A 22916-nucleotide genomic window follows, 5' to 3' on the forward strand; every position below is an offset into this window, starting at 1 on the left:
CGCGACGTGGTAAGAGGCCGGAGGGCGACGAGCTTTCCTGGCCTTATTGCGGTCAAGGTGGCTCTGCCAGGAATGGCCGATGAACACCTGTTCCCACCTGAAAGGAATAGAGCCTGTGTTGAGCCGTAAATTGAGATTTGGCCTCGCCATCATCGCTGCTGCGGGTCTTGGGTATTTCGCGTGGCGCTATTATGACATGCGACTTTCGGCGGAGGCAATGCCGGGCATTGCCAGTGGAAACGGCCGCATCGAGGCAGTCGAGATTGATATCGCGGCGCGGACGCCCGGACGGCTTTCCGATATTCTGGTGAAGGAAGGCAACCTGGTCAAAGCCGGCGCAGTCGTCGCCCGCATGGATATCGAACAGCTGGCCGCCCAGAAGCGGGAAGCGGAAGCCCAGCTTGCTAGAGCCAGGATCGCCATTGAAACCGCGAAAAGCCTCGTCGTCCAGCGCCAGGCGGAAAAGCAAGCGGCGGCGGCAACCGTCTCCCAGAACGAGGTCCAACTGCAATCAGCCCGCAAGCGGCTGGCCCGTAGCGAGCAGATGAGCCGTAGCGGATCGGTTTCCGAACAATTGCTGGACGACGACCGCGCCAGGGTCGAGGGCGGAGTGGCAACCGTCTCGGCGGCCAAAGCCAACCTTGCGGCGACCGATGCGGCAATCGGCGCGGCGCAGTCTCAGGTCATCGATGCCGAGGCCTCGGTCGAGGCGGTACAGGCAACCGTCGCGCGGATCGACGCCGATCTGCGCGATTCCGAGCTCAAGGCTCCGCGCGACGGACGGGTGCAATATCTCGTGGCGCAGCCGGGCGAAGTGGTTGCCGCCGGCGGCCGCGTGCTCAACATCCTCGATGTCGGCGATGTCTACATGACCTTCTTCCTACCGACCGGGGAGGCCGGGCGCGTCCCGATCGGCGGCGAAGCGCGCATCGTTCTCGATGCCGCCCCTCAATATGTCATTCCGGCCCGGATATCCTTCGTGTCCGATGTGGCGCAATTCACGCCCAAGACGGTGGAAACCGAGGAGGAACGACAGAAACTGATGTTCCGCCTGCGGGCGCGGGTCTCTCCGGAACTGCTCCAGAAATATATCGCGCAGGTCAAGACCGGGTTGCCGGGCCGGACCTATGTGAAACTCGATCCCGCCGCAGAGTGGCCGGCGGCCCTGTCACGGCCGATTACCCCATGAGACCGGAGGCGAAGAGCACCCCGGCGGAACCCACCTACGTGGCGCGGCTGACGGATGTCGGCCATTCCTATGGCAAGACGCAGGCCATCGCCGGCATAAGTCTCGACCTGCCGTCCGGGCGTATGATCGGGCTGATTGGCCCGGACGGGGTGGGCAAATCCTCGCTGCTTTCGCTGATTTCCGGCGCGCGCCAGGTCCAGACGGGCGAGGTCGAAGTGCTTGGCGGCGACATGCGCAGCGCCCACCACCGGGACCGCACCTGCCCGGCCATCGCCTACATGCCGCAGGGGCTCGGCAAGAACCTCTATCCGACGCTATCGGTGTTCGAGAATGCCGATTTCTTCGCCCGCCTGTTCGGCCAGGGCCGAGAGGAGCGGGAATACCGCATTGCAACCCTTCTGAAACGCACCGGCCTTTCGGGCTTCGAGGATCGCCCCGCCGGCAAGCTTTCGGGCGGCATGAAACAGAAGCTCGGCCTCTGCTGCGCCCTCATTCACGATCCGGACCTTTTGATTCTCGACGAGCCTACGACCGGCGTCGATCCGCTGTCGCGCCGGCAGTTCTGGAGCCTCGTCGACGATATCCGCAGGGAGCGGCCGGCGATGAGCGTGATCGTTGCGACCGCCTACATGGAGGAAGCGGCGCGTTTCGACTGGCTGGCGGTCATGGATGCCGGAAAAGTGCTGGCGACCGGCACGCCACGCGAAATCCTTGTCCATACCGGCGCCGCCACGCTCGACGATGCCTTCATTGCGCTCATGCCGCAGGAGAGGCGGGCCACACACAAGGCCATTGCGCTTCATCCACCGGCAGATTTCGACGCGGCGGACTTTGCCATTGAGGCGGAAGGCCTGACCATGCGCTTCGGCGATTTCACGGCGGTGGACGATGTCAGCTTCCGCATCCGCCGCGGCGAGATCTTTGGCTTCCTCGGCTCGAACGGCTGCGGCAAGTCCACGACAATGAAGATGCTGACCGGCCTGCTGCCGGCAAGCGGAGGTACGGCGAAGCTGTTCGGCAAAACGGTCGATCCGAAGGACATGGAGGTCCGCAGGCGTGTCGGCTACATGAGCCAGGCCTTCTCGCTCTATACAGAGCTGACGGTCCGGCAGAACCTCGACCTGCATGCGCGGCTGTTTCAGCTACCGGCCGACACGATTTCGGCCCGGATCGCGGAAATGGGCCGGCGTTTCGAGCTTATGGACGTCATGGAAGCACTGCCGGAGGGCTTGCCTCTCGGTGTCCGGCAGCGGCTCTCTCTTGCGGTGGCGCTGATCCATTCGCCGGAGGTGCTGATCCTCGACGAACCGACTTCGGGCGTCGACCCGATCGCCCGCGACCAGCTGTGGGCGGCGCTGATCGAGCTTTCCCGCAAAGATCGCGTCACCATATTCATCTCCACCCATTTCATGAACGAGGCGGAACGCTGCGACCGCATATCGCTGATGCATGCCGGCAAGGTGCTGGTGAGCGATACGCCCGATGCAATCCGCAAAACCCGCTATGCCACGACGCTGGAAGAGGCTTTCATCGCCTATCTTGAAGATGCGATCGGCGAGACAGCTGCTTCATCCGCACCGGCATCATCGACGGCGGACGACGGCGGCAAGTTCACCGCCACACGCCGGCACCGCGCCTTCGACCTGCGCCGCATCTGGAGCTACAGCCTTCGCGAAACCCTGGAAATCCGTCGCGACCCGATCCGCGCCACACTGGCGCTGATCGGCAGCGTCATCCTGATGTTCGTCATTGGCTACGGCATCAACATGGACGTCAAGGACCTCACCTTTGCGGTTCTCGATCGGGACGATACGGTCGCCAGCCGCGACTACGTCGCCAGTATCGCCGGTTCCCGCTATTTCATCGAGCAGCCACCGCTTGCAGATTATGCCGATCTCGACAGGCGCATGCGCGACGGCACGCTGAAGCTGGCGATCGAGATCCCCGCCGGTTTTGCCGAACATGTCGCGCGCGGCCACGACGTGGAGATCGGCGCGTGGATTGACGGCGCAATGCCTCAGCGGGCGGAAACGACGCGCGGCTACGTGCAGGGCATGCATGCCCACTGGCTGTCGCAGAAGGCGCGCGAGATCTACGGCGATGCGGCAAACGGGCAGTTCTCGATCGAGACCCGCTTCCGCTACAATCCTGGCATCGAAAGCCTGGTGGCTATGGTGCCCGCCGTCATTCCGCTGCTGCTTCTCTTGATCCCGGCCATGCTGGCGGCGCTCTCGGTGGTGCGGGAGAAGGAGCTCGGCTCGATCGTCAATTTCTACGTGACGCCGGTGACGCGACTTGAATTCCTGCTTGGCAAGCAGCTTCCCTACCTGGCGCTCGGCATGATGAACGCCGTGCTCCTGTGGCTGTTCGCGGTCCTGGTGTTCCAGGTGCCGTTCACCGGCAGCTTGGCTGCCTTCGCGACGGCGGCGCTTCTCTATGTCGCTTTCGCGACCGCCTTCGGCCTGCTCGTCTCGACTTTCATGTCGAGCCAGATCGCCGCGATCTTCGGGACGACGCTGATGACGATCATACCGGCCGTGCAGTTCGCCGGCATGATCGACCCGGTCTCCTCGCTGCAGGGCATCGGGGCGGTCATCGGCCGGATCTATCCGACCACCTATTTCAACATCATCTCCCGGGGAACCTTTTCGAAGGGCCTCGGCTTCGACAGCCTCATCGAGGCCTTCCTGCCGCTTATCCTCGCCGCGCCGCTGCTGATCGCGGCAAGCGCCTTCTTTCTCAAGAAACAGGCGAGGTGACGGATGCGGCTCGCCAACATCTTCCATCTCGGGATCAAGGAACTGCGCGGCCTGCTGCGTGATCCCATCCTGCTCGGGCTGATCGTCTATTCCTTCACGATCGCGGTCTATACGGAAGCAAAAGCTGTTCCCGAGACTTTGAACAACGCGCCGATCGCGATCGTCGACGAAGACAGTTCACCGCTCTCGCGTCGGATCGCCGATTCCTTCCTGAAGCCCTATTTCAAGCCGCCGGCGATGATCACGGCGGGCGAGATGGACGCCCGCATGGATGCCGGCACGGAGACGTTCGCGCTCGATATTCCGCCGAACTTCCAGAGTGACCTGATCGCCGGCAAATCCCCCGTCATCCAGCTCAATGTCGATGCGACCCGAATGACCCAGGCGTTTTCCGGATCGGGATATGTGCAGAACATCGTCTCGACCGAAGTCGCCGGTTTTGCCGCCGCGGATATCGATGATCGTATACCGTCAGTGGATCTGGCATTGCGTGCCCGGTTCAATCCTCAACTCAACCAGATGTGGTTTGCATCGGTGATGAACGTCATCAACAACGTCACCATGCTGGCGATCATCTTGACCGGAACAGCTCTCATCCGCGAGCGGGAGCATGGGACGGTGGAGCATCTTCTGGTGATGCCTTTGACGCCATTTGAAATCATGGCCGCAAAGGTGTGGTCGATGGGGCTGGTGGTGTTCGTTGCCACTCTGCTTTCGCTGATCTTCGTGGTTCAGGCATTGCTGAAGGTTCCGATCGAAGGATCGATCGTCCTGTTTATGGCGGGAGCTGCACTCCACCTGCTGGCGGCGACCGCCATGGGGATCGCGCTTGCAACGCTTGCGGGCTCAATGCCACAGTTCGGCCTGCTGCTGATGCTGGTGCTCCTGCCGCTGCAAATCCTCTCCGGCGCGACCACGCCCCGCGAAAGCATGCCGGAAGCGATCCAGACGATCATGCTTGCCGCACCGAACACACATTTCATCCTGCTCGCCCAGGCGATCCTCTATCGCGGCGCCGGGTTCTCGGTGGTCTGGCCGCAGTTCCTCTGGCTCACGAGCATCTCTGCGGGCCTCTTCGCGTTTTCACTGCTCGGATTTCGTCGGTCGTTGCGATGAGAACGGTCCGTTGACCAACATCGAGGACAGCACTGGCCGCTGTCTTGCCCTCGACCTAACCCAAGAGAAGATGCCGACAGTGGGATCCATGGTGACCCTTAGAGCCGATTGTTATCCGGCCAGGCGTCGGCGAGGACGGCGGCGGCCTGGAAGCCTTCGAGAAGGGCTTTTGCGGCTTCGAGATTTGAGCGTTGATCTACGTCACTGCCGATACCTTTCCAATCACTACTCTGCAGGAAGCAGAGAAGGAGGATGTCATGCCACTGAAACTGAAATCCGGATTTCTGATGTCGTCCGGCGACGAAGGCCGGCTCGTGATGGATTCGGGTGCCGGCGATCAGATCGTCATCGTCGCCCGCGACGCGCTTGAGGCAGTTGCCGATCCCCCTCGCGCGGACGAATTCAGATTACAGGAATACATCGACGTCTTCAGCCGGATCGCAAGCGCAAAGTTCGATGAACGGTTGCTCGATTCCTGTGGGCACGTCCATGTGACGTCGGAGGACGTCCGAACCTGGCATGCGGCGTTCCCGCCAAGGTAAGCGGCAGGATGCATCCTGGAAAAATGATGGCAAGGCTGCGTTGAAACCGGCGCGCCTGACGATCGCACGCTCGTGGAAGGCGACTATTCGGAGGGTGATCTTGAAGAGAAGGTCTACGTCCACCAGCGGCATCTGTCGCAGCACCTGGCGGTGTTGCCTGGCTCCGGCATCGTCGAAATCCGATGGGAAGGGAAACAGATTTCTATAGGCTGACGGGGGCGAAGACCGCACTACTGGCCCTCTATGACCTCTTCTGCGTGAAGGAAGACAAATGAACGCATATCTCCCCTCATTGGCCGGGGGCATTCTGATCGGCACATCGGCCGTCATGCTCCTGCTCCTCAACGGCCGGATTGCCGGGATCAGCGGGATTGTCGGGCGCCTCGCCCAAGGCGTCGGATTGTCCACCAATCTTGCGTTCGTGCTCGGGCTGCTGCTCGGGCCGCTTACCTACCTGTTCGTGTTCGGTGGCTGGCCTGCCGTGCAGATTACTGCCGGCTGGCCGCTGATCATCGTCGCGGGCCTGCTGGTCGGCTTCGGCTCGCGCATGGGATCGGGTTGCACAAGCGGACACGGCGTGGTCGGGCTTGCCCGCCTGTCGCCGCGCTCGATGGTCGCGGTCGCCACATTCCTGACGGCCGGCGTGGTTGCCGTCACGGTTCTTCGAGGTCTGGGACCATGAATCGGAACATCCATCAATTCGGGGCCGCTCTCGCTTCCGGCATCGTCTTCGGTTTCGGCCTGGCCCTGTCTGGCATGCTGAACCCGGCCCGCGTCCAGGGCTTCCTCGACGTGTTCGGCACGTGGGATCCGAGCCTTGCCTTCGTTCTCGGTGGCGCCGTCATCGTCGCCTCCATCGGCGTGCAGGTGATGAAGCGGATGCGCCATCCGGCCTTCGACGATAGCTTCCAGGTGCCGGCGAACCGTCGGATCGACGCGCCGCTGGTGATCGGCTCGGCCTTGTTCGGCCTGGGCTGGGGTCTCGGTGGCTTCTGTCCCGGCCCGGCGGTCGCGTCCCTGTCGGTTGGAATCCCGCAGACAGCACTGTTCGTCATCGCCATGCTAGCGGGAATGACCTTGTACGACAGAGTATGGAGCAGCCGGACGTGAGCACCTCCATCTAGGCGGCAATCGGCTCCAGCTGGATTGTCGGCTTCATGCTCGGTCTGCTCGGAGGCGGGTCCATCCTGACGACGCCGCTGCTCTTCTATGTCATTGGTGTGACCAGAGAACTTTAGCCAAGATGAGCGCGCAATGATAAAGCCTACGGTTGCAGACCATGTCGCATTTCTGCGAGGTCTGCTTTTCACGTGTGCCTCCCAGCAGCGGCGTAGACGATCCAGGTCGGCGGGGCGGCCCTGGCAGGGTCAGCAGTCGGTACTCGATGGCAATCAACTCACGCTGCAGCGCGCGAGGAAGATCATGTGAGACGCTGCTCGGTCCCGGCGTCGAACAGATGGACATGGTGTCCGGAAAACGTCAGCCGAATGGTTTCGCCCGTCACCAGCACGCTCCTGCCGTTCAAGGCAATGACAATCTCGGGCGTGGTGGCAGTCGTGATAAATGTCACCGCGCCGGTCGTTTCAACTGTCCCGACATCCACCTTGAAGCCGGCGGTGTCAGCCGGGGCCAGGGTAAGGTGCTCCGGGCGGATGCCGACGATCAAGGCACGCTCCGCCGGCAGTGGACTATCGAATGGAATGGTTTGCGGCTCGGCAAGATCTAGAACAAGGGCTCTACCGTCAGGCGTCGATCGCGCCGGAATGAAGTTCATTGCCGGCGAACCGATGAAGCCGGCAACGAAGCGATTGCTTGGTCGGTCATATAAATCGAGAGGCTTGCCCTGCTGCTCGATGATGCCATTGCGCATGACGACGACATGATCCGCCATCGTCATGGCCTCGACCTGGTCATGTGTGACATAAACCGAGGTAGCGCCGAGTCGATCATGCAGTGCCCTGATCTCCTTGCGCATGTGCACACGCAGTGCTGCGTCGAGGTTCGAGAGCGGTTCGTCAAAGAGGAAGGCCTGGGGGTTGCGGATGATGGCACGGCTCATCGCGACGCGTTGACGCTGTCCCCCCGAAAGTTCCCGTGGATATCGGTGCAGCAGGTTCGACAATCCGGTGATCGCCGCGACGTCGGCGGCCGCCCTTCTTCTCTCCGCCTTTCCAACTCCGTTGATCTTCAGGCTGTAGGTCAGGTTTTGTTCGACGGTCATATGTGGGTAGAGCGCATAGGACTGGAACACCATGGCCAGATCGCGCTTGCGGGGCGGCACTCCGTTCATGCGTTTTCCGGCGATGACGAGATCGCCGCTCGATATGGTCTCGAGCCCCGCCAGCGAGCGCAGCAGCGTGGACTTGCCGCAGCCGGACGGGCCGACCAGTGCAACGAACGAACCCTTTCGGATGGAAAGATCGATATCCTTTAGCGCGTGATAGGCGCCGTAATATTTGTTGACGGCCGAGAGTTCGATTTGATGGGTCATTTCAGTGCTCCCGATGTGAGTCCGGACACGATGCGGCGCTGCAAGAGAACGAAGATGGCGAGGATGGGCGTCACATACATGGTGGCGTAGGCCATGATGTTGTTCCACTCGCTGGTGTTCGGCCCCATGAAGGAATTGAGCCCCACGCTGGCGGGCTGCAGCTGGATGTCCTGGATCATCGATTTGGAATAGACGAATTCGCCGAAAGCCTGCATGAAAATGAGGATAGCGCTGACCAGAATGCCGTTGCGCGCCAGCGGCAGAACGATATTGAAGAAGGCCCCGATGCGGGAATTGCCGTCCACCAAGGCAGCCTCTTCCAGTTCCATCGGAACGGCCATGAAGGTTGCGCGCACAAGCACGACGAAGAAGGGCATGCTTTTGGCGGTAATGGCAAGGGTAACGGCAAAGCGTGGATATTCAAGCAGCCCCAGTTGAGAAAAGCCCACGAAGATCGGCGTTATCATCAGCGAGGCGGGCAGAACCTGGAACATCAGGATCAGGAAAAGCCCGATATCCACCCAGATGTTGCGATAGCGTGCCAGCACATAGGCACAGCCGGTGCCGAGGACCGCGATCAGGGTTACCGCACCGAAGGCGATGACGGTGGAGTTCCACAGATAGCGTCCCATGTTCCGGCTTTCCCAGACATAGGCGAAGGTGCTCCATTGGGCAGACAAGGGCCAAAAGCTGGGCGGCGTGGCAAACATTTCCGAGCCGCTTTTGAGCGCTGTCACATACATCCAGTAGAGCGGGAAGAGATAGATCGCCGCCATCACAACGGACAGGGTGAGCAACAGCCGGTTTCGCGCGACGTCACTCATCCGCGCACCTCGTGGCGTGTGGAACGGACATAGACGGTTGCGGCAAACATCACGAAGACGGTCATGATCACGGAAATGGTGGCGCCCTTTCCGAAATCATATTGGCGGAAGGAAAGATCCCAAGCCCAGTATTGTGCGACATTGGAGGAATTGTTGGGGCCTCCGTCGGTAATCGCGGCAAACAGATCGAACTGTTGAAGGGTGAAGATCAGGCCGAGCGCGATGATGGCGCCGATGGTGGAGCGCATCATCGGCAGGGTGATGGTCCAGAAGCGCTGCCAGGCATTGGCGCCATCCATTTCCGCCGCCTCGTAGAGATCTGTTGGAATGGCGGCAAGACCGGTGGCGAGCAGGATCATGTTGAAGGAGGTGCCGAGCCAGATATTGGCCAGGATGACCGCCCAGAGCGAGAAATTCGGGTCAGAGCGCCAGAAGATATTGCCGCTCATCAGGCCGGTTTGCTGCAAGAGGAAATTAAGTACGCCGAAATCACCCGACAGGATCCAGTTCCAAATGGCACCGACGACGAGGCCGGGCATGACCCAGGAAACGAGAAACAATCCCCGAAGCCAGGATGCGCCGGGAAAATTGATCCAGAAGAACAAGGCGAGCGCAAAGCCGACGATGAACTGCCCCGTGATCGACCCGACCACGAAGACAATCGTGTTCCTGAGGATGGACATGGTTTCAGGCTGGGTGAACAGGTCCACATAGTTTTTAAAGCCGACGAAAGGGCGCACGACGCTGCCGAGGCTGAACATATCCACCTCCTGAAAGCTCATCAGGATGTTGTAGAGCAGCGGAAGTCCTGAAAGCGCCAGGAGAAACGTGAAGGGCACCCCGACCAGAACAAGGTCAAAGCCACGGCCATCCGTAATGCTGGAGAACATTCTTTTCATCGAAACCTCGCTGAAGCCTGGATGATGGTCCGGTGGTGGATGCCGGACCGTCACTGGGATGGCGGCGGCCTCAGCCCCCGATCGACCTAATCTTCGCAGACGCCTGATCCAGCGCGGCCTTCGGCTCCATCTGGCCTGTCAGGGCTGCCTGTATCGCGTCCTGGATGGCTTTCGAGATCTTCGGCCATTCCGGCGAAGGGCCGCGAGGCTGCGCATATCGCAGTTGTTCCACGAAGGTGGCGAGCGCTGAATCCTTCAGGGCATTGCCCGTCGGCGGAACCGGAAGGTCGGACCGGGCCGGAAGCTGACCAAAATCCTTGTACATGGTCACATCCTTGGAGGCGAAGAATTCCAGCGCCTTGAAGGCCTCCTTCGGATGCTTGGTGCTGGAAAAGATCGCCCAGTTGAAATCGCCCATGGCGGATGAACGCTGAGCGCCCTCGCTCGGCACCGGCAGAAGAGCGGTGCCCCACTGGAACTTGGCGTCGCTCAACATCCGGTCGATTTCCCATGGACCGGAAATTGCCATGGCCGCATTTCCGGCATTGAAGGTGGCCGTCGAATCCCATTGGCTTCGGGTGAGCGTGTCCGGCGAGGCCAGCTTCTCATCCAGCATCTGCTTCCAGACCGAAAGAGCCTTGACGGCGCCTTCGCTGTTGATTGTCTTATAGGTGGCGCCGCCCATCTGCGCCCAGGGCAGGAACTGGAACGTGCCCTCCTCGTTGGCCTTTGCGGAAAAGGTGAGCCCGTAGATGTTCTTGGAAGGATTGGTGAGTTTTTTCGCTGTCGCCACCAGTTCGGTCCAAGTCTGCGGCGGCTTTTCGGGATCGAGACCTGCGGCCTTGAACAGATCCTTGTTGTAGTAAAGCGCAATCGTGTTGGTCGCTTTCGGCACCCCGTAATATTTTTCGTCCCAGGTCACCGATTTCAGCGGACCGGGGAAATAATTCTCCGGCTTGATGACCTTGGATTGCCGGATCATGTCGGTCAGATCCAGAAAAGCCTTGCGGGACGCGAACATGGCATGGTTGGGATTGTCAATGGTGATGATGTCCGGCGCCTTCCCGGTAGAATAGGCGCGCATCGCCTCGCTCACCACATCGTCGAACTGAAGCTGGCGATATTCGATCTGGATGCCGTTCTTCTGCGCGTTGAATTCCTTAATGAGGTTCGGCGCGGGCTGGATATCGCGGTCCAGCGACCAGAGAACGAGTTTCACATCCTCCGCTCTCGCACTCAATCCGGCAAGTGACGCACTGGCCAAAGCCAACGCAATGGAAATCATAGTCCTGCGGATACCCATGGTTCTCCTCCTTCTTGGTTATCCTCAATTCTCGTCCGGCTGGCGCAGAGCTCCTACATTGGCCAGCCGACCTGCGCATCAGGCCGGATCGACGACGAATGTGCCGCCCCTTGCCCGTTTCAGATGGTTCAAGGCGTGAATCTGGCCCGTCATTTCCAAGGCGTCCCGATAGACGGGATCGTGCCATCCCTCGATGTCGATGGAGCCGGACCAGCCGGCCAACCGCAGTTCCGAAATAATGTCGGTCCAGTTGCTGTCGCCGAAACCTGGCGTGCGCATGAAAACGAAGGGCTGTTTTCCGAAAATGCCGTGCTCCCGGATCACGTCCCAGCGGATGGTGGCATCCTTGCCGTGGACGTGGAAAATCCGCTGTGCCCATTTGCGGATCTGCGGCAAGGGCTCGATGAGATAAACCATCTGGTGGCAAGGCTCCCATTCAAGCCCGATATGCTCGTCCGGCGTCTCGTTGAAGATAAGTTCCCAGGCATCCGGGTTATGGGCGATGTTCCAGTCGCCGGTCGCCCAATTGCCGTCCATGGCGCAATTTTCGAAGGCAATGCGGATGCCCTTGTCGGCGGCGCGGCGGGCAAGCTCGCTCCAGATTTGCCGGTAACGCGGCAGGCTTTCCGTCAGCGGCCTGTTGCGGATGCGCCCGGTGAAGCCGGCAACGCAGGTGGCCCCGAAGTGGTGGGCGTTATCGATGCAATCCTGCCAGCCCTGAAGCGTCTCGAGATCGAGTTCCGTTTCTTCCAGCGGATTGCCGAACATGCCGATGGTGGAGATGGTAATGTCCCGCGAACCGATCGCGTCGCGGCAACGCTTGCCAAGCTCGGCGACGTCCTGCCCGTTGGTGGTCTGCCAGAAAAAGGGCTGGAAGCTCTCAAAGCCCATATCGGCGATCTGGGAAATCCGCGCGGCCGCCTGCCCTTTCGTGGCGCTGATCATGGTGCCGATACGGATGGAATGGTTTAACTGTCCGGTCATATTGTTGGCCCTTATGCTGCAAGGTCGATGGCCTGCCTGGACCTGGCGCTTTCAATCGCGCCGAACACCATGGCAAGGCTCTTGATGTTGTCCTGTCCTGCGGTTTCCGGGACGGCCCCGGTCTCTATGGCTGAGAGGAAATCGGCGATGACGCTGGCATGGCCGTGGGTTTCCTCCTCACGGAGGGGCGGCAGAACCTCGATCGGGATTGCACCGCGCAGCAGACCGCCATCGCGTCCCGCAACGCAGGCACGGAAGATGTCTTCCCCATCCCAGGTCAGCATGCCGTTCGAGCCGACAATGCGCCATTCGCTTTCCCAACTCGTACGCTGGCCTTCCGCGCACCAGGAGCCGCGATAGGTGAACACCACGTTGTCGGTAAGCTCAAACACCGCATTGGCGCTGGCGCCGTGGGCATACCAGGAGCCGGCCGGATTTGTTTCCAGGCAGTATACGGAAAGTGGTGTCTTGCCGGAAACGAACCGGGCAGCGTCGAAAGTGTGAATTGCCATGTCCAGAAGCAGGACATTGTCCATCTGCTCCCGGAAGCCGCCGAAATGCGGCGCGATGAAGAAATCGCAATGGATCGCGGTGATATCGCCAATCGCGCCGCTATCGACAAAGCGTCGCATGCGCCGCACGCCGGAAATGAAACGCCGGTTCTGGACAACGGAATGAATGCGCCCCGCAGCCTCGGCGGCGCGGATGAGGTCTGTAGCCTCCTCCATCGAGGTGGCCATGGGTTTTTCGCTCAGCACATGGCATCCGTGGGAAAGTGCGGCCTTCACCACGGAATGGCGTGCCGCGGGTATGACAACGTCGAATACAATGTCTGCACGGGTTTCGTTCAGCATGGTGGTGAGATCGGATCCGACAGAGACGGGCTGAAGAGAAAACTCCGCGGCCAAGGCCTGTGCGAGCGACACATCGAGATCGACCAGGCCCACAATGGTGAACGCTTGCCTCAGCTTGGGCGTGGACCGGAGCGCACGCAGCCACCCTTTGGCCATGGCTCCGCAGCCACACAAAACGACCCTGTATGTCACCGACATCCTCCCGTGCAATATTTACGGCACAACACCTCCTGTGCGACCGTAAACGTTTACGATACTATGAACCCGTCGATTTTTTTGTCAATACTGCTCACGAAAACGATTACGGTGTCGTACCCTTGAAAGGCTCCCCTGTGACAGGCATCCGCCAACTTGCCGACTACCTGGATATTTCCATTGGCACCGTATCCCGCGCGCTCAATGGAAAGGCGGATGTGAATGCGGAAACCCGCAGGCGCGTTCTGGAGGCGGCGGAGAAGCTGGGTTATGTCCCCAACCAGTCAGGCCGCTCGCTGCGCAAGGGCTCGACCGGTGTGGTGGGGTTCATGATGCAGACAGGACCTGAAATCACCAGCCAGGGAGACGCTTTCTTCATGAGCGTCTTCGACGGTGTGCAGACGGTGCTTAGCCGCCATAAGCTTGATCTCGTCGCCCTCCTGTGCTCTTCCAACGAAGATCCCTATGCCTATCTGCAACGCACCGTGGCGCGCGGTTTTGCCGATGCCATCATCCTCTCGGCCACCCGCCGCAATGATGCACGGTTCGAACTGCTCCACCGGCACGACATTCCGTTCATCTCGCTCGGCCGCAGCCTGACCGATGTCGGCCAGCCCTGGATCGATCTGGACTTTGAAGGGATGGCGGAGGTCGCAATCGAACGGCTGGTCAAGGCGGGCCACAGAAATATCGGGATCATCTGGCCCCATGGCGATCTCAACCTGGGGTACCTGTTCGCCGATCGATGCCGCGAGGTGCTCGCCAAACATGGGCTTGTCCTCAGGGAGGATCATGTCTTCCGGGCAAAACCGAGCGAAGCGGGCGGCTACGCCGTGGGACAGGAGATCGCATCGCGATCTCCACGCCCGTCGGCAATCGTCCTGGTCAACGAGATACTGGTGACAGGGCTCTACAAAGGACTTGAGGATGCAGGCGTCAAGCCGGGCAAGGACGTTGCAATCGTCGGTCGCTATAGTCCTCAGGCTCAGTTCCTCTCTCCGGCATTGACATGCTTTACGTTGTCTCTTCGCGATCTTGGAATCAGCCTGGCTGAGCATCTGCTCTCAGTCATGCCAGCCTATCAGTCGGACTATGTTGGACAGACACCCCGCGTGATCTGGCCCATGACATTGATCGAAGGCGCAAGCGGCTGAATTGCCTGCTCGGGGATATCCTGGTTGTCGCGCGAGAAGGCGCTCAACGGCTTTTGATTAAAATCGGAACAGGGATCTCGCAGTTCGGACTGACGAGTGTCGCAAAACGCTTGACATCCGGATCGGCTGAGGCAAATTCTCTGCCATGGGGTTGCGATCGCCCCACGAGGCCACGGCCGAAGAATCGCGTCCACAAACCCGCTGAAACGGAGGACGCGTTATGCCGTCATTTCTAGAGATCACACCTGACAAGCTTGCCCGCATCCTTGGCACCCCAAACCTGCCAGCCATTATCGATGTCCGGATCGATCAGGACTTCGATAGCGATTCCCGCCTCATTCCCGGATCCGTCCGGCGTGATTTCCGCCGTGTCGCCGAATGGGGTCCCGAGATCAATGTCCCTGCCATCGTTCTGTGTCAGAGAGGACAGAAGCTTGGCCATGGCGTTGCCGCACACCTGAGGGCGATGGGGAAACAAGCGGAGACTCTCGAGGGAGGCTTCGAAGCATGGAGAGATGCCCACGGCATGCTGGTCCCCGAAGACAGGCTCCCCACGCGTGACGCAAGCGGACGTACCGTCTGGGTGACGAGGTCCCGCCCAAAGATAGACCGCATCGCCTGTCCTTGGCTGATCCGCCGGTTCATCGACCCTTCCGCGATCTTTCTGTTCGTGCCGGCCAGCGAAGTCGCGCTGGTGGGCGACCGTTTCAACGCGACACCGTTTGACATCGAAGACGTCTTCTGGAGCCACCGCGGGGAACTATGCACTTTTGACGTCATGATCGACGAGTTCGGATTAAAAAGCGACGCTCTTTTGCATCTGGCCACCATCGTGCGGGGCGCCGACACGGCCAGACCCGAACTGGCCCCAGAAGTGCAGGGCCTGCTGGCCATCTCGCTCGGATTGTCACGGATGTTCAACGACGACCTCGAGCAACTGGAGGCAGGCCTGTTGGTTTATGACGCAATGTATCGCTGGTGTCGCGACGCCACGGATGAGACACATAACTGGCCAAATCCGAGGAAGGGGTAGCGGCTATGACCGACATAGCGAAGGGCCTCACCGTCAGTCAGCCGGTCGCTGGCGGCGACGTCGTGCCCCTCTCCGAAGCAGTCAAGGTCTGGACACGGGTGGCCGCATTGAGCTTCGGCGGTCCGGCTGGCCAGATCGCGGTCATGCACCGGATCATCGTCGACGAAAAACGCTGGGTCGGAGAGCATCGTTTTCTTCATGCCCTCAACTATTGCATGCTTCTGCCCGGTCCCGAGGCCCATCAGCTCGCCATCTACATCGGCTGGCTGCTCAACAAAACGAAGGGCGGCATGATTGCCGGCCTTCTATTTGTTCTACCCGGTTTCATCTCCATCCTGGCGCTGAGCTACATATACGTCCTCTTCGGCGACGTGACCGTCATTGAGGGGATGTTCTTCGGCCTGAAATGCGCCGTTCTCGCGGTCGTCATTCAGGCGGTCTTTCGAATCGGCAGTCGCGCCCTCAAAAACAGGGTGATGGTGGCGATTGCCGCCGTGGCGTTTGTCGCGATCTTCTTCCTTCATGTGCCGTTTCCGCTGATCATCATAGGTGCGGGTGCGATCGGATATTTTGGTGGCCGCGCCGGGGCCGTTGCGTTCAGGGTCGGCGGCGGGCACAAATCCGGTTCGGGAAAAATCCTGGAAGATCGGGACTCCGCTCTCGGCGAAGACATCCCCCTCCATGCGCGAGCCAACTTGGCCTGGTCGCTGAAGACCTCAGGCGTCCTTGCGGCGCTGTGGCTCCTTCCGGTCGTCGTTCTGCTGCTGACGCTCGGCCGCGACAACGTATTTTCGCAAATCGGTGTGTTTTTCAGTCAGATGGCCGTGGTCACCTTCGGCGGCGCCTATGCCGTGCTCGCCTACGTCGCGCAGGAGGCCGTCGAGCAGTTCGGCTGGCTCCGTCCGGGTGAAATGCTCGACGGCCTCGGCATGGCGGAGACGACACCCGGGCCATTGATCATGGTCACGCAATTTGTCGGGTTCCTGGCGGGCTATCGTGATCCGGGAGCTCTCAATCCACTGACCGCGGCCACCCTCGCCGCCATCCTGACGACCTGGGTTACGTTCCTTCCAAGCTTCCTCTGGATTTTTGCAGGCGCACCATTCATCGAAAAGATGCGGGGCAACGTCGCCCTGACGGGGGCAATGTCGGCAATCACCGCGGCCGTCGTCGGCGTGATCCTCAACCTCGCGGTCTGGTTCGGCCTGCACGTCCTGTTTGGCGAGGTTCGGCAGATATCGGCGGGTCCGTGGTCCATGGATATTCCTGTCTTGAGCTCGGTCATTGTGCCCTCGCTCGTTTTGACGGCCATCGCCGCCATATCCATCTTCCGCTTCGGCCTGTCGGTCATCACGACGCTTCTGGGTTCAGCAGTTTTGGGAATTTGCTGGAAGTTTATCGCCGTGAGTTGATGTGGGCCGAGACGCCTGGCGTCTCGGCTTTGCTTGGATTGATGCTGATCAAGAGGGATCGCGGGTACATCCTGCGGCTTCGCATGCAGGGCCGCAACAAGATTGCGACCCTTGTCTTGAGACCACCTCCCGGCTGGCAGGGCGGGATGGGATCGAGATCTGCTCGGTGCCGGTCAGCCCCACTTCATTTCGCCAGTGGCGACCTTGGAGCCTATGTCGAGCGCGATGCCCATGCCGAGGCCCGGGAAGCGTGCTTCCATCGCCGCCTTGAGCTCGGCCGAACCCTTGGCCTTTGCCAGTTCTTCCTCGAACGCCTTCAAATAGGCGATGGTATGCGCAACGCCTGAAAGGTCGCTCAGTGCTTCCGGCGTCATATGGCCGGCGACCACGATGGCTGGGTTGCGCGCAGCGATCTTCTCGAGATTGGCGATCCAGGCGACCCGCAGTTCCGCGCCGTTGGTGTCGGCCGTCCAGACGTGAACGCCGCTGAAGATCATCACGCCGCCGAAAACGGCGTTCAGCGACGGGACGAAGAGGTAGCGGCGATTGGATAAGCCCTCCGCATCGACGATCTCGACGATTTCGCCGTCAACCGTCAGCGTCTTGCCGTCAAAGGTTTCCGGCATGACGACGTCTACCAACGCCTGCGGGCCGTTCTCCTTGAGCTGCGGTCCCCAAACAGAAAGCTTCTTCTCGACGCTGCTCCTGATGGCAGCGACCGTTGCCGAGGCCGCGATAACCCTGGCACCGGGGAAGGCAGCCTTGATCGGGCCAAGGCTGAAATAATAATCCGGATCGGACTGGCTGACATAGATCGTGGTGAGTGTCTTGCCCGTGGCCTTGATCGCTTCGGCGACAGCCTTGCCGTCGGCGAGCGTGAAGCCGCCGTCGATCAATATGGCCTCCGTTGCGCCGGAGATCAGAACGGGACTGCGGAAGAAGCCGTTCTGTCCGGCAGGAAAGTGCTTCCACGCCAGGCCGGTGGCGGCATGGCCGAGACCCGCGGGCGCAAAGGCGGCGGTCGCACCTGCGGCGAGAGTGGTTTTCATGATCGTTCTCCTTGTGAACATGGCTGTCTCCTGGTGTTGCGTCAGTCTTCGGAATTCCGGTTACGACGACTGGGCTGGCAGCCTGATGGATGCCGGTCTGATCCCGCCATCGGATCCAACGGATTGGGATATGATCTCGCCGCTCATGCCGCGCTGCTTGTGGAGCCGTAAATGACATGACGAGATAGAACCAGGAAGACCGACAAACACGACAGAATGTATGTTAAGAGCTGACAATAACCGGGGAATCCTTCATGCAGGATGCGACCAACCTCAATCGGCTCGCCTATTTTGTGGCTGTCATCGATGCCGGATCCTTCACCCGGGCGGCCGAATATCTCGGCATTACCAAGGCGGTCGTCAGCCAGCAGGTTGCAAGGCTCGAGAAGGAGGTCGGCACGACCTTGCTGATGCGCACGACGAGGCGTCTCCAACCGACCGAGGCCGGCCGGATGTTCCATGCCCGATGCGTATCGATCCTGAGAGAGGCCGAGGATGCCCTGGGGGAGCTGGCGCAGGCCAGGTCAGAACCCAAAGGCCTGTTGAGGATCACGGCGCCCTATGACTACGGCACCTCGGTCATCGTGCCGGTGGTCACCGCCTTCACGTCCCGCTATTTGGATTGCAAGGTCGAACTGAACCTCAGCGACAAGATGGTCGATCTGGTCGCCGACAATATAGACCTCGCCATTCGTGTCGGCTGGCTGGCCGACTCAAGCCTGCAGGCAAGGCGGATCGGCTCGTTTCAGCAATATCTGGTCGGTCCCCCTCAGTTTGCCGGCAGAATAGCGGAACTGGGTGGGCTCGCCGATTTGCCCACCCTGCCCTTCGTTGCCAACAACGCGCTGCGAGAACCTTTGGAGTGGAGGTTCACGCGCGGCGATCAGGAGACGTTCACGGTGCGGTTTAAGGCATCCATCGCGATCAATACCACGCCGGCGGTCATGCAAGCTGCGAGGCAAGGTGGCGGATTGTCGGTCCTGCCGGACTTCCTCGCCAACGCTGAACTGGCCAGTGGACGCCTGATTCACGTCCTGCCCGATTGGCAGCTGCCGTCGGGCGGCGTGTTCACGGTCTATCCGGCTGCACGCTTCCGTCCGCCCAAAGTCTCTGCATTCGTGGAAATGCTGGTGGCCGCTTTGAGAACCGAGACCCCGCGCGCGGAATGAAATTCAGTTCCCGGCCATCTGAGCCTTGACAGATTTTCCAATTAACTCATAGTAGAAATTGGTCAGACAATCTGACCGCCTGCGCATCAAGGGAGTGATGCGCTCGGAGGAGTTCGATGTTCGTGGCTTTGGAGCCGCGCCGGCTTTATCGCCAGGTCGCGGAGCAGATTCGTGTGCTGATCGATACGGGGGAACTGAAACCGGGTTCGAGGCTTCCGCCGGAACGGGAGCTTGCCGAGCGATTTTCGGTTTCCCGACCGACAGTCCGCGAGGCACTGATCGTGCTCGAGGTCGAAGGTCGGATCCAGATCCGGATGGGATCCGGCGTCTACATCAGCAGCGGCCCGAAACAGCCCGCCGGTGTCCTGCCGAACGACGAAGGCGGCGGCCCTCTCGAAATCCTTCAGGCGCGCTGCCTGATCGAAAGCGGCATCGCGGAAGAGGCCGCGCGTCTCGTGACGCCCGCCAGTATCGCCCGCATCGATCTGCTGCTGGAGCGCATGGAGCAGTCGCTGGACGACGGCCCGGTCGCTCTTGCCTGCGACCGCGATTTTCACACGGCGATCGCCGACATCATCGGCAATTCGGCGCTGAAGCACTTCACGGGGCTGATCTACGATACGCGGATGTCGCCCTATTTCACCAAGCTCGCCAGCTATTTCGAAGGGCCGCACACATGGAAGCTGGCGCTCGAGGAGCACCGTGTCATTCGTGACGCCATTGCCGCGGGGGATCCCGCCGCAGCGCGCGAGGCCATGCGTCGTCACCTGACGCTGGCGCAAAAGAGATTCTCGGAAAGCTTCGGGGAGGAGCCGACCAGAGAAGACTGACCGGCCGCCATCGCGGCCGGATCGACCATACAGTTCCGTTTCACCTGGGAGGAAAGCATGAAACACCGACTGAAGACACTACTCGGCGCCGCCGCAGTCATCTTTGCATCGACGTTTTCGGCGCATGCCGAAACTGTTCTGAAATGGGCTCATGTCTATGAGACACCCGAGCCTTTCCACACCGACTCGGTCTGGGCTGCCGGCGAGATCGCCAAGCGGACCAATGGCCGCTACAAGATCGACGTCTATCCCGCTTCGCAGCTTGGAAAAGAAGCCGACATCAACCAGGGCCTCAAGCTCGGCACAGTGGACATCATCATCTCCGGCTCCAGCTTTGCAGCGCGCGACCACAAGCCGATCGGCGTCACCTACTATCCCTATATCTTCCGCGACCCGAGCCATCTTCTGGCTTACACGAAGAGCGACGTCTTCAAGAAGCTCGCCAAGGGCTACGAAGACAAGACGGGCAACCACATCGTCGCTCTCAGCTACTATGGAACGCGCCACACCACATCCAATCGCCCGATTTCGAAATGCGGGGATATGGCGGGTCTGAAGATGCGCGTTCCGGATGTTCCGGCCTATCTGGCAATGCCGCGCGCCTGCGGTGCCAACACGACGCCGATTGCTTTTGCGGAAGTCTACCTGGCGCTGCAGAACGGCACGGTGGAAGCTCAGGAAAATCCGCTGACGACGATCGAGGCCAAGAAGTTCTACGAGGTTCAGAAGAACATCGTGCTGACCGGCCACATCGTCGATCATCTCAATACCGTCGTCTCCAAGACCCGCTGGGCCAGTCTCTCCGACGAAGACAAGAAGATCTTCACGGATGTGATGCTTGAAGCCGCAGCCCGCACCACGAAGACCATCGAAGCCCGCGAAAAGGCGCTCGTCGATGAATTCAAGAAGAAGGGCCTGACCGTTACCGAAGTCGACAAGGCAGACTTCGAGAAGAACGTCATCGACAAAGTGAAGCTCGATGACTTCGGTTACGAAAAGGCCGACTGGGAAGCCATCCGCGCGTTGAAGTGACGATCCCAGCCCCGACGTGCAACGCGTCGGGGTAACCTCTTGCGATTTTTCATGAACGGAGTGGACCCGATGACGGAGCATTCGCACGCACCGATAAGCGTGGAAGAAATGGCGCATGCCTTTGAGGAAGAAGCAGCACCCGTTGATCTGTCTTCCTATGCCATCGAGGACTGGGTAACGCTTGCGGTCTTCTGGGCAATGGGTCTGGCGGTATTCCTGCAGTTTTTCACACGCTACGTGCTGAACGACAGCTTTGCATGGACGGAGGAAATCGCCGCCAACTGCCTTGTCGTCGTGGTCTTTCTCGGCTCCGTCATGTGCGTGCGAATGGTCCGGCACATTCATGTGGACCTGATCTACCGTTTCCTGTCGAAGCGGGCCGGAAGGCTCCTGGAACTCGTGGTCGATGCCATCAGCATTGCCTTCTTCGCCTATATCACATGGCTGATGTGGCGCTATCTCGAGATTGTCGGTGAGGAGCGAATGGTCACGGTCGACCTGCCGCGCGGCATCGTCTTCTACACGGTCTTTGCAGCTTTCTTCCTGATGTTCCTGCGCTCCGCCCACAACCTGGTCAAGGACCTGACCGGCACCAAGACCGTGCGCGAGCAGGCGCAGGACGACATCCACGCGGGGGGAATTTGACATGCTGCTTCTGATCGGATCATTCCTGGCACTTCTGATGATCGGCTCGCCGGTCGCCGTCTCCATGGCTGTCGCCTCGCTGCTCTACCTGGTGATCTACGGCGTCGCTCCTGACATCATCGCCGCCCAGCGCATGATCGCCGGCGTCGAAAGCTTTCCGCTGATTGCCGTGCCGTTCTTCATCCTGGCCGGCAACCTCATGAACATTGCCGGCGTCACCGGGCGCATCTATCGTTTCGCTCTCTCGCTTGTCGGCTGGATGAAGGGCGGCCTGGCGCAGGTCAACATCATCGGTTCCGTGGTCTTTTCCGGCATGTCCGGGACGGCGCTCGCAGATGCCGCCGGTATCGGCACGATCGAAATCAAAGCCATGAAAGATCACGGCTATCCGGTCGAGGCGGCCGTCGGCGTTACCGCGGCGTCGGCAACGCTCGGCCCGATCTTTCCACCGTCGCTGCCTTTCGTCATCTACGGCATGATGGCGAATGCATCGATCGGCGCACTGTTCATGGCGGGCATCATCCCGGGCATCGTGATGACCCTGCTGATGATGCTCACCGTCTATATTTTTGCCAAACGCAAGGGCTGGGGCTCCGATACGCCCTTCGAGCTGAAGCAATTGCTCGGCGCCTCGCTGGAAGTGGCCATCGTGCTTGCCTTCCCTGCCACCGTCTATCTGATGATCCTGGCGGGCCTGTCGGTCAATATTGCGGTGCTGATCGGGCTTGCGTTTCTGGTGGCGCTGGACTGGTACTTCGATTTTTCCGCGGTCATGGCCCTGATGACGCCGGTCCTGTTGATCGGCGGCATGACCATGGGCTGGTTCACGCCCACCGAAGCCGCCGTCGCTGCGGTCCTCTGGTCGCTCTTCCTCGGCCTGGTGCGCTATCGTACCATGACGCTGAGGGCTTTGGCCAAGGCATCCTTCGATACGATCGAAACGACGGCCTCCGTTCTGTTCATCGTCACCGCGGCATCCATCTTCGCCTGGCTGCTGACGGTCAGCCAGGCAGCGCAGCTGTTTTCGAACTTCATGTTCAGCCTGACGGACAGCTGGTGGACCTTCCTGATCATCGTCAACATTCTGCTTCTGATCGTCGGCGCCTTTCTCGACACGATCGCCGCCATCAGCATCCTGGTGCCGATCCTGATGCCAGTGGCCGCACGTTACGGCATCGATCCGGTGCATCTCGGTCTCATCATCACCCTCAACCTGATGATCGGTCTGCTCACTCCGCCGGTGGGCATGGTGCTCTTTGTTCTGTCCCGCATCTCCAAATTGTCGGTGGAGCGGACGGCGCTCGCCATCCTGCCCTGGATGATCCCGTTGTTCGTCGCGCTCGGCCTTATTACCTTCATCCCGGCGATCACGCTTTGGCTGCCTACCCAGCTGGGCCTCATCCGATAGCCGCCGGGTCCACCTGTGGTGGACCGGC

At 60.4% G+C, this 22916-nt stretch carries 21 protein-coding genes; 14 read left to right on the forward strand and 7 right to left on the reverse strand.

What is annotated here, in order from left to right; all coding sequences use genetic code 11:
- Positions 1-79 precede the first annotated feature (79 nt).
- The 6 genes from GQ59_RS23610 to GQ59_RS23640 all read left to right on the forward strand — a co-directional run bounded on the left by GQ59_RS23610 (position 80) and on the right by GQ59_RS23640 (position 6716).
- Complete coding sequence (locus tag GQ59_RS23610) at positions 80-1189, forward strand: HlyD family secretion protein (protein WP_051904175.1); 1110 nt, start codon at positions 80-82, stop codon at positions 1187-1189.
- Positions 1186-3948: a ribosome-associated ATPase/putative transporter RbbA gene (gene rbbA, locus GQ59_RS23615; protein WP_037086150.1), complete on the forward strand. Its 2763-nt coding sequence runs from the start codon at positions 1186-1188 to the stop codon at positions 3946-3948. Before GQ59_RS23610 ends, rbbA begins: the two co-directional genes overlap by 4 nt.
- Positions 3949-3951: 3 nt before the next feature.
- The gene (locus tag GQ59_RS23620) at positions 3952-5064 is read left to right on the forward strand and encodes an ABC transporter permease (RefSeq protein WP_037085908.1); all 1113 of its coding nucleotides are present in this window, start codon (positions 3952-3954) and stop codon (positions 5062-5064) included.
- Positions 5065-5321: 257 nt separating this feature from the next.
- The gene (locus GQ59_RS23625; protein ID WP_037086151.1) at positions 5322-5606 is read left to right on the forward strand and encodes a hypothetical protein; all 285 of its coding nucleotides are present in this window, start codon (positions 5322-5324) and stop codon (positions 5604-5606) included.
- A gap of 271 nt (positions 5607-5877) precedes the next feature.
- The gene (locus GQ59_RS23635) at positions 5878-6288 is read left to right on the forward strand and encodes a YeeE/YedE family protein (RefSeq protein WP_037085910.1); all 411 of its coding nucleotides are present in this window, start codon (positions 5878-5880) and stop codon (positions 6286-6288) included.
- Complete coding sequence (locus tag GQ59_RS23640) at positions 6285-6716, forward strand: YeeE/YedE family protein (RefSeq protein ID WP_037085913.1); 432 nt, start codon at positions 6285-6287, stop codon at positions 6714-6716. The genes GQ59_RS23635 and GQ59_RS23640 overlap by 4 nt, the downstream gene beginning before the upstream one ends.
- Positions 6717-7026: 310 nt before the next feature.
- On the opposite strand, the gene GQ59_RS23645 is transcribed toward GQ59_RS23640, so the two are convergent.
- The 6 genes from GQ59_RS23645 to GQ59_RS23670 form a co-directional block, all read right to left on the reverse strand.
- On the reverse strand, positions 7027-8097 hold the full coding sequence (locus GQ59_RS23645; RefSeq protein ID WP_037085915.1) for an ABC transporter ATP-binding protein: 1071 nt from the start codon (positions 8095-8097) through the stop codon (positions 7027-7029).
- On the reverse strand, positions 8094-8921 hold the full coding sequence (locus GQ59_RS23650; protein ID WP_037085917.1) for a carbohydrate ABC transporter permease: 828 nt from the start codon (positions 8919-8921) through the stop codon (positions 8094-8096). The genes GQ59_RS23645 and GQ59_RS23650 overlap by 4 nt, the downstream gene beginning before the upstream one ends.
- Positions 8918-9820 carry a carbohydrate ABC transporter permease gene (locus GQ59_RS23655; protein WP_037085919.1) on the reverse strand — a complete coding sequence of 301 codons (903 nt, stop codon included), beginning with the start codon at positions 9818-9820 and terminating at the stop codon, positions 8918-8920. Before GQ59_RS23655 ends, GQ59_RS23650 begins: the two co-directional genes overlap by 4 nt.
- 70 nt (positions 9821-9890) lie before the next feature.
- Positions 9891-11123 carry an ABC transporter substrate-binding protein gene (locus GQ59_RS23660; protein WP_037085922.1) on the reverse strand — a complete coding sequence of 411 codons (1233 nt, stop codon included), beginning with the start codon at positions 11121-11123 and terminating at the stop codon, positions 9891-9893.
- A 78-nt stretch (positions 11124-11201) separates the two neighbouring features.
- Positions 11202-12107, reverse strand: coding sequence for a sugar phosphate isomerase/epimerase family protein (locus tag GQ59_RS23665; protein WP_037085925.1), 906 nt, complete (start codon positions 12105-12107; stop codon positions 11202-11204).
- 11 nt (positions 12108-12118) lie between these two features.
- Entirely contained in the window at positions 12119-13153 is a 1035-nt protein-coding gene (locus GQ59_RS23670) for a Gfo/Idh/MocA family protein (RefSeq protein WP_037086153.1), read from the reverse strand.
- Between the two features lie 140 nt (positions 13154-13293).
- On the opposite strand from GQ59_RS23670, the gene GQ59_RS23675 reads away from it, so the two are divergent.
- The 3 genes from GQ59_RS23675 to chrA all read left to right on the forward strand — a co-directional run bounded on the left by GQ59_RS23675 (position 13294) and on the right by chrA (position 16755).
- Positions 13294-14310 (forward strand): LacI family DNA-binding transcriptional regulator, encoded by a 1017-nt coding sequence (locus GQ59_RS23675; protein WP_037085928.1) that lies wholly within the window; start codon positions 13294-13296, stop codon positions 14308-14310.
- 220 nt (positions 14311-14530) lie between these two features.
- A complete protein-coding gene (locus GQ59_RS23680) occupies positions 14531-15343 on the forward strand; it encodes a chromate resistance protein ChrB domain-containing protein (protein ID WP_037085932.1) in 813 nt (270 codons plus the stop codon).
- A gap of 5 nt (positions 15344-15348) precedes the next feature.
- Entirely contained in the window at positions 15349-16755 is a 1407-nt protein-coding gene (gene chrA / locus GQ59_RS23685) for a chromate efflux transporter (protein ID WP_037085933.1), read from the forward strand.
- 173 nt (positions 16756-16928) lie between these two features.
- Here the strand turns inward: chrA and GQ59_RS23690 are convergent, their stop codons facing one another.
- Positions 16929-17825: an MBL fold metallo-hydrolase gene (locus GQ59_RS23690; protein ID WP_174459633.1), complete on the reverse strand. Its 897-nt coding sequence runs from the start codon at positions 17823-17825 to the stop codon at positions 16929-16931.
- A gap of 233 nt (positions 17826-18058) precedes the next feature.
- On the opposite strand from GQ59_RS23690, the gene GQ59_RS23695 reads away from it, so the two are divergent.
- The 5 genes from GQ59_RS23695 (at position 18059) to GQ59_RS23715 (ending at position 22888) form a co-directional block, all read left to right on the forward strand.
- Positions 18059-18973 carry a LysR family transcriptional regulator gene (locus GQ59_RS23695; RefSeq protein WP_037085938.1) on the forward strand — a complete coding sequence of 305 codons (915 nt, stop codon included), beginning with the start codon at positions 18059-18061 and terminating at the stop codon, positions 18971-18973.
- A gap of 116 nt (positions 18974-19089) precedes the next feature.
- Positions 19090-19803 (forward strand): FadR/GntR family transcriptional regulator, encoded by a 714-nt coding sequence (locus GQ59_RS23700; RefSeq protein WP_037085941.1) that lies wholly within the window; start codon positions 19090-19092, stop codon positions 19801-19803.
- 57 nt (positions 19804-19860) lie between these two features.
- Positions 19861-20835, forward strand: coding sequence for a sialic acid TRAP transporter substrate-binding protein SiaP (locus GQ59_RS23705; protein ID WP_037085944.1), 975 nt, complete (start codon positions 19861-19863; stop codon positions 20833-20835).
- Positions 20836-20904: 69 nt separating this feature from the next.
- A complete protein-coding gene (locus GQ59_RS23710; RefSeq protein WP_037085947.1) occupies positions 20905-21480 on the forward strand; it encodes a TRAP transporter small permease in 576 nt (191 codons plus the stop codon).
- 1 nt (position 21481) lies between these two features.
- Positions 21482-22888: a TRAP transporter large permease gene (locus tag GQ59_RS23715; protein WP_037085950.1), complete on the forward strand. Its 1407-nt coding sequence runs from the start codon at positions 21482-21484 to the stop codon at positions 22886-22888.
- Positions 22889-22916 lie beyond the last annotated feature (28 nt).

The organism is Neorhizobium vignae, from assembly GCF_000732195.1.
In the GTDB taxonomy this organism is placed as follows: Bacteria; Pseudomonadota; Alphaproteobacteria; order Rhizobiales; family Rhizobiaceae; genus Neorhizobium; species Neorhizobium vignae.

What these genes read in the sequence shown, in the direction of transcription:
- GQ59_RS23660 (WP_037085922.1), bottom strand. Translation starts at nt 11,123, where the DNA reads ATGGGTATCCGCAGGACTATGATTTCCATTGCGTTGGCTTTGGCCAGT.
- GQ59_RS23625 (WP_037086151.1), top strand. Translation starts at nt 5,322, where the DNA reads ATGCCACTGAAACTGAAATCCGGATTTCTGATGTCGTCCGGCGACGAA.
- GQ59_RS23650 (WP_037085917.1), bottom strand. Translation starts at nt 8,921, where the DNA reads ATGAGTGACGTCGCGCGAAACCGGCTGTTGCTCACCCTGTCCGTTGTG.
- GQ59_RS23705 (WP_037085944.1), top strand. Translation starts at nt 19,861, where the DNA reads ATGAAACACCGACTGAAGACACTACTCGGCGCCGCCGCAGTCATCTTT.
- GQ59_RS23665 (WP_037085925.1), bottom strand. Translation starts at nt 12,107, where the DNA reads ATGACCGGACAGTTAAACCATTCCATCCGTATCGGCACCATGATCAGC.
- GQ59_RS23695 (WP_037085938.1), top strand. Translation starts at nt 18,059, where the DNA reads ATGCAGGATGCGACCAACCTCAATCGGCTCGCCTATTTTGTGGCTGTC.
- GQ59_RS23645 (WP_037085915.1), bottom strand. Translation starts at nt 8,097, where the DNA reads ATGACCCATCAAATCGAACTCTCGGCCGTCAACAAATATTACGGCGCC.
- GQ59_RS23715 (WP_037085950.1), top strand. Translation starts at nt 21,482, where the DNA reads ATGCTGCTTCTGATCGGATCATTCCTGGCACTTCTGATGATCGGCTCG.
- GQ59_RS23680 (WP_037085932.1), top strand. Translation starts at nt 14,531, where the DNA reads ATGCCGTCATTTCTAGAGATCACACCTGACAAGCTTGCCCGCATCCTT.
- rbbA (WP_037086150.1), top strand. Translation starts at nt 1,186, where the DNA reads ATGAGACCGGAGGCGAAGAGCACCCCGGCGGAACCCACCTACGTGGCG.
- GQ59_RS23610 (WP_051904175.1), top strand. Translation starts at nt 80, where the DNA reads ATGAACACCTGTTCCCACCTGAAAGGAATAGAGCCTGTGTTGAGCCGT.
- GQ59_RS23620 (WP_037085908.1), top strand. Translation starts at nt 3,952, where the DNA reads ATGCGGCTCGCCAACATCTTCCATCTCGGGATCAAGGAACTGCGCGGC.
- GQ59_RS23655 (WP_037085919.1), bottom strand. Translation starts at nt 9,820, where the DNA reads ATGAAAAGAATGTTCTCCAGCATTACGGATGGCCGTGGCTTTGACCTT.
- GQ59_RS23700 (WP_037085941.1), top strand. Translation starts at nt 19,090, where the DNA reads ATGTTCGTGGCTTTGGAGCCGCGCCGGCTTTATCGCCAGGTCGCGGAG.
- chrA (WP_037085933.1), top strand. Translation starts at nt 15,349, where the DNA reads ATGACCGACATAGCGAAGGGCCTCACCGTCAGTCAGCCGGTCGCTGGC.
- GQ59_RS23690 (WP_174459633.1), bottom strand. Translation starts at nt 17,825, where the DNA reads ATGTTCACAAGGAGAACGATCATGAAAACCACTCTCGCCGCAGGTGCG.
- GQ59_RS23710 (WP_037085947.1), top strand. Translation starts at nt 20,905, where the DNA reads ATGACGGAGCATTCGCACGCACCGATAAGCGTGGAAGAAATGGCGCAT.
- GQ59_RS23635 (WP_037085910.1), top strand. Translation starts at nt 5,878, where the DNA reads ATGAACGCATATCTCCCCTCATTGGCCGGGGGCATTCTGATCGGCACA.
- GQ59_RS23640 (WP_037085913.1), top strand. Translation starts at nt 6,285, where the DNA reads ATGAATCGGAACATCCATCAATTCGGGGCCGCTCTCGCTTCCGGCATC.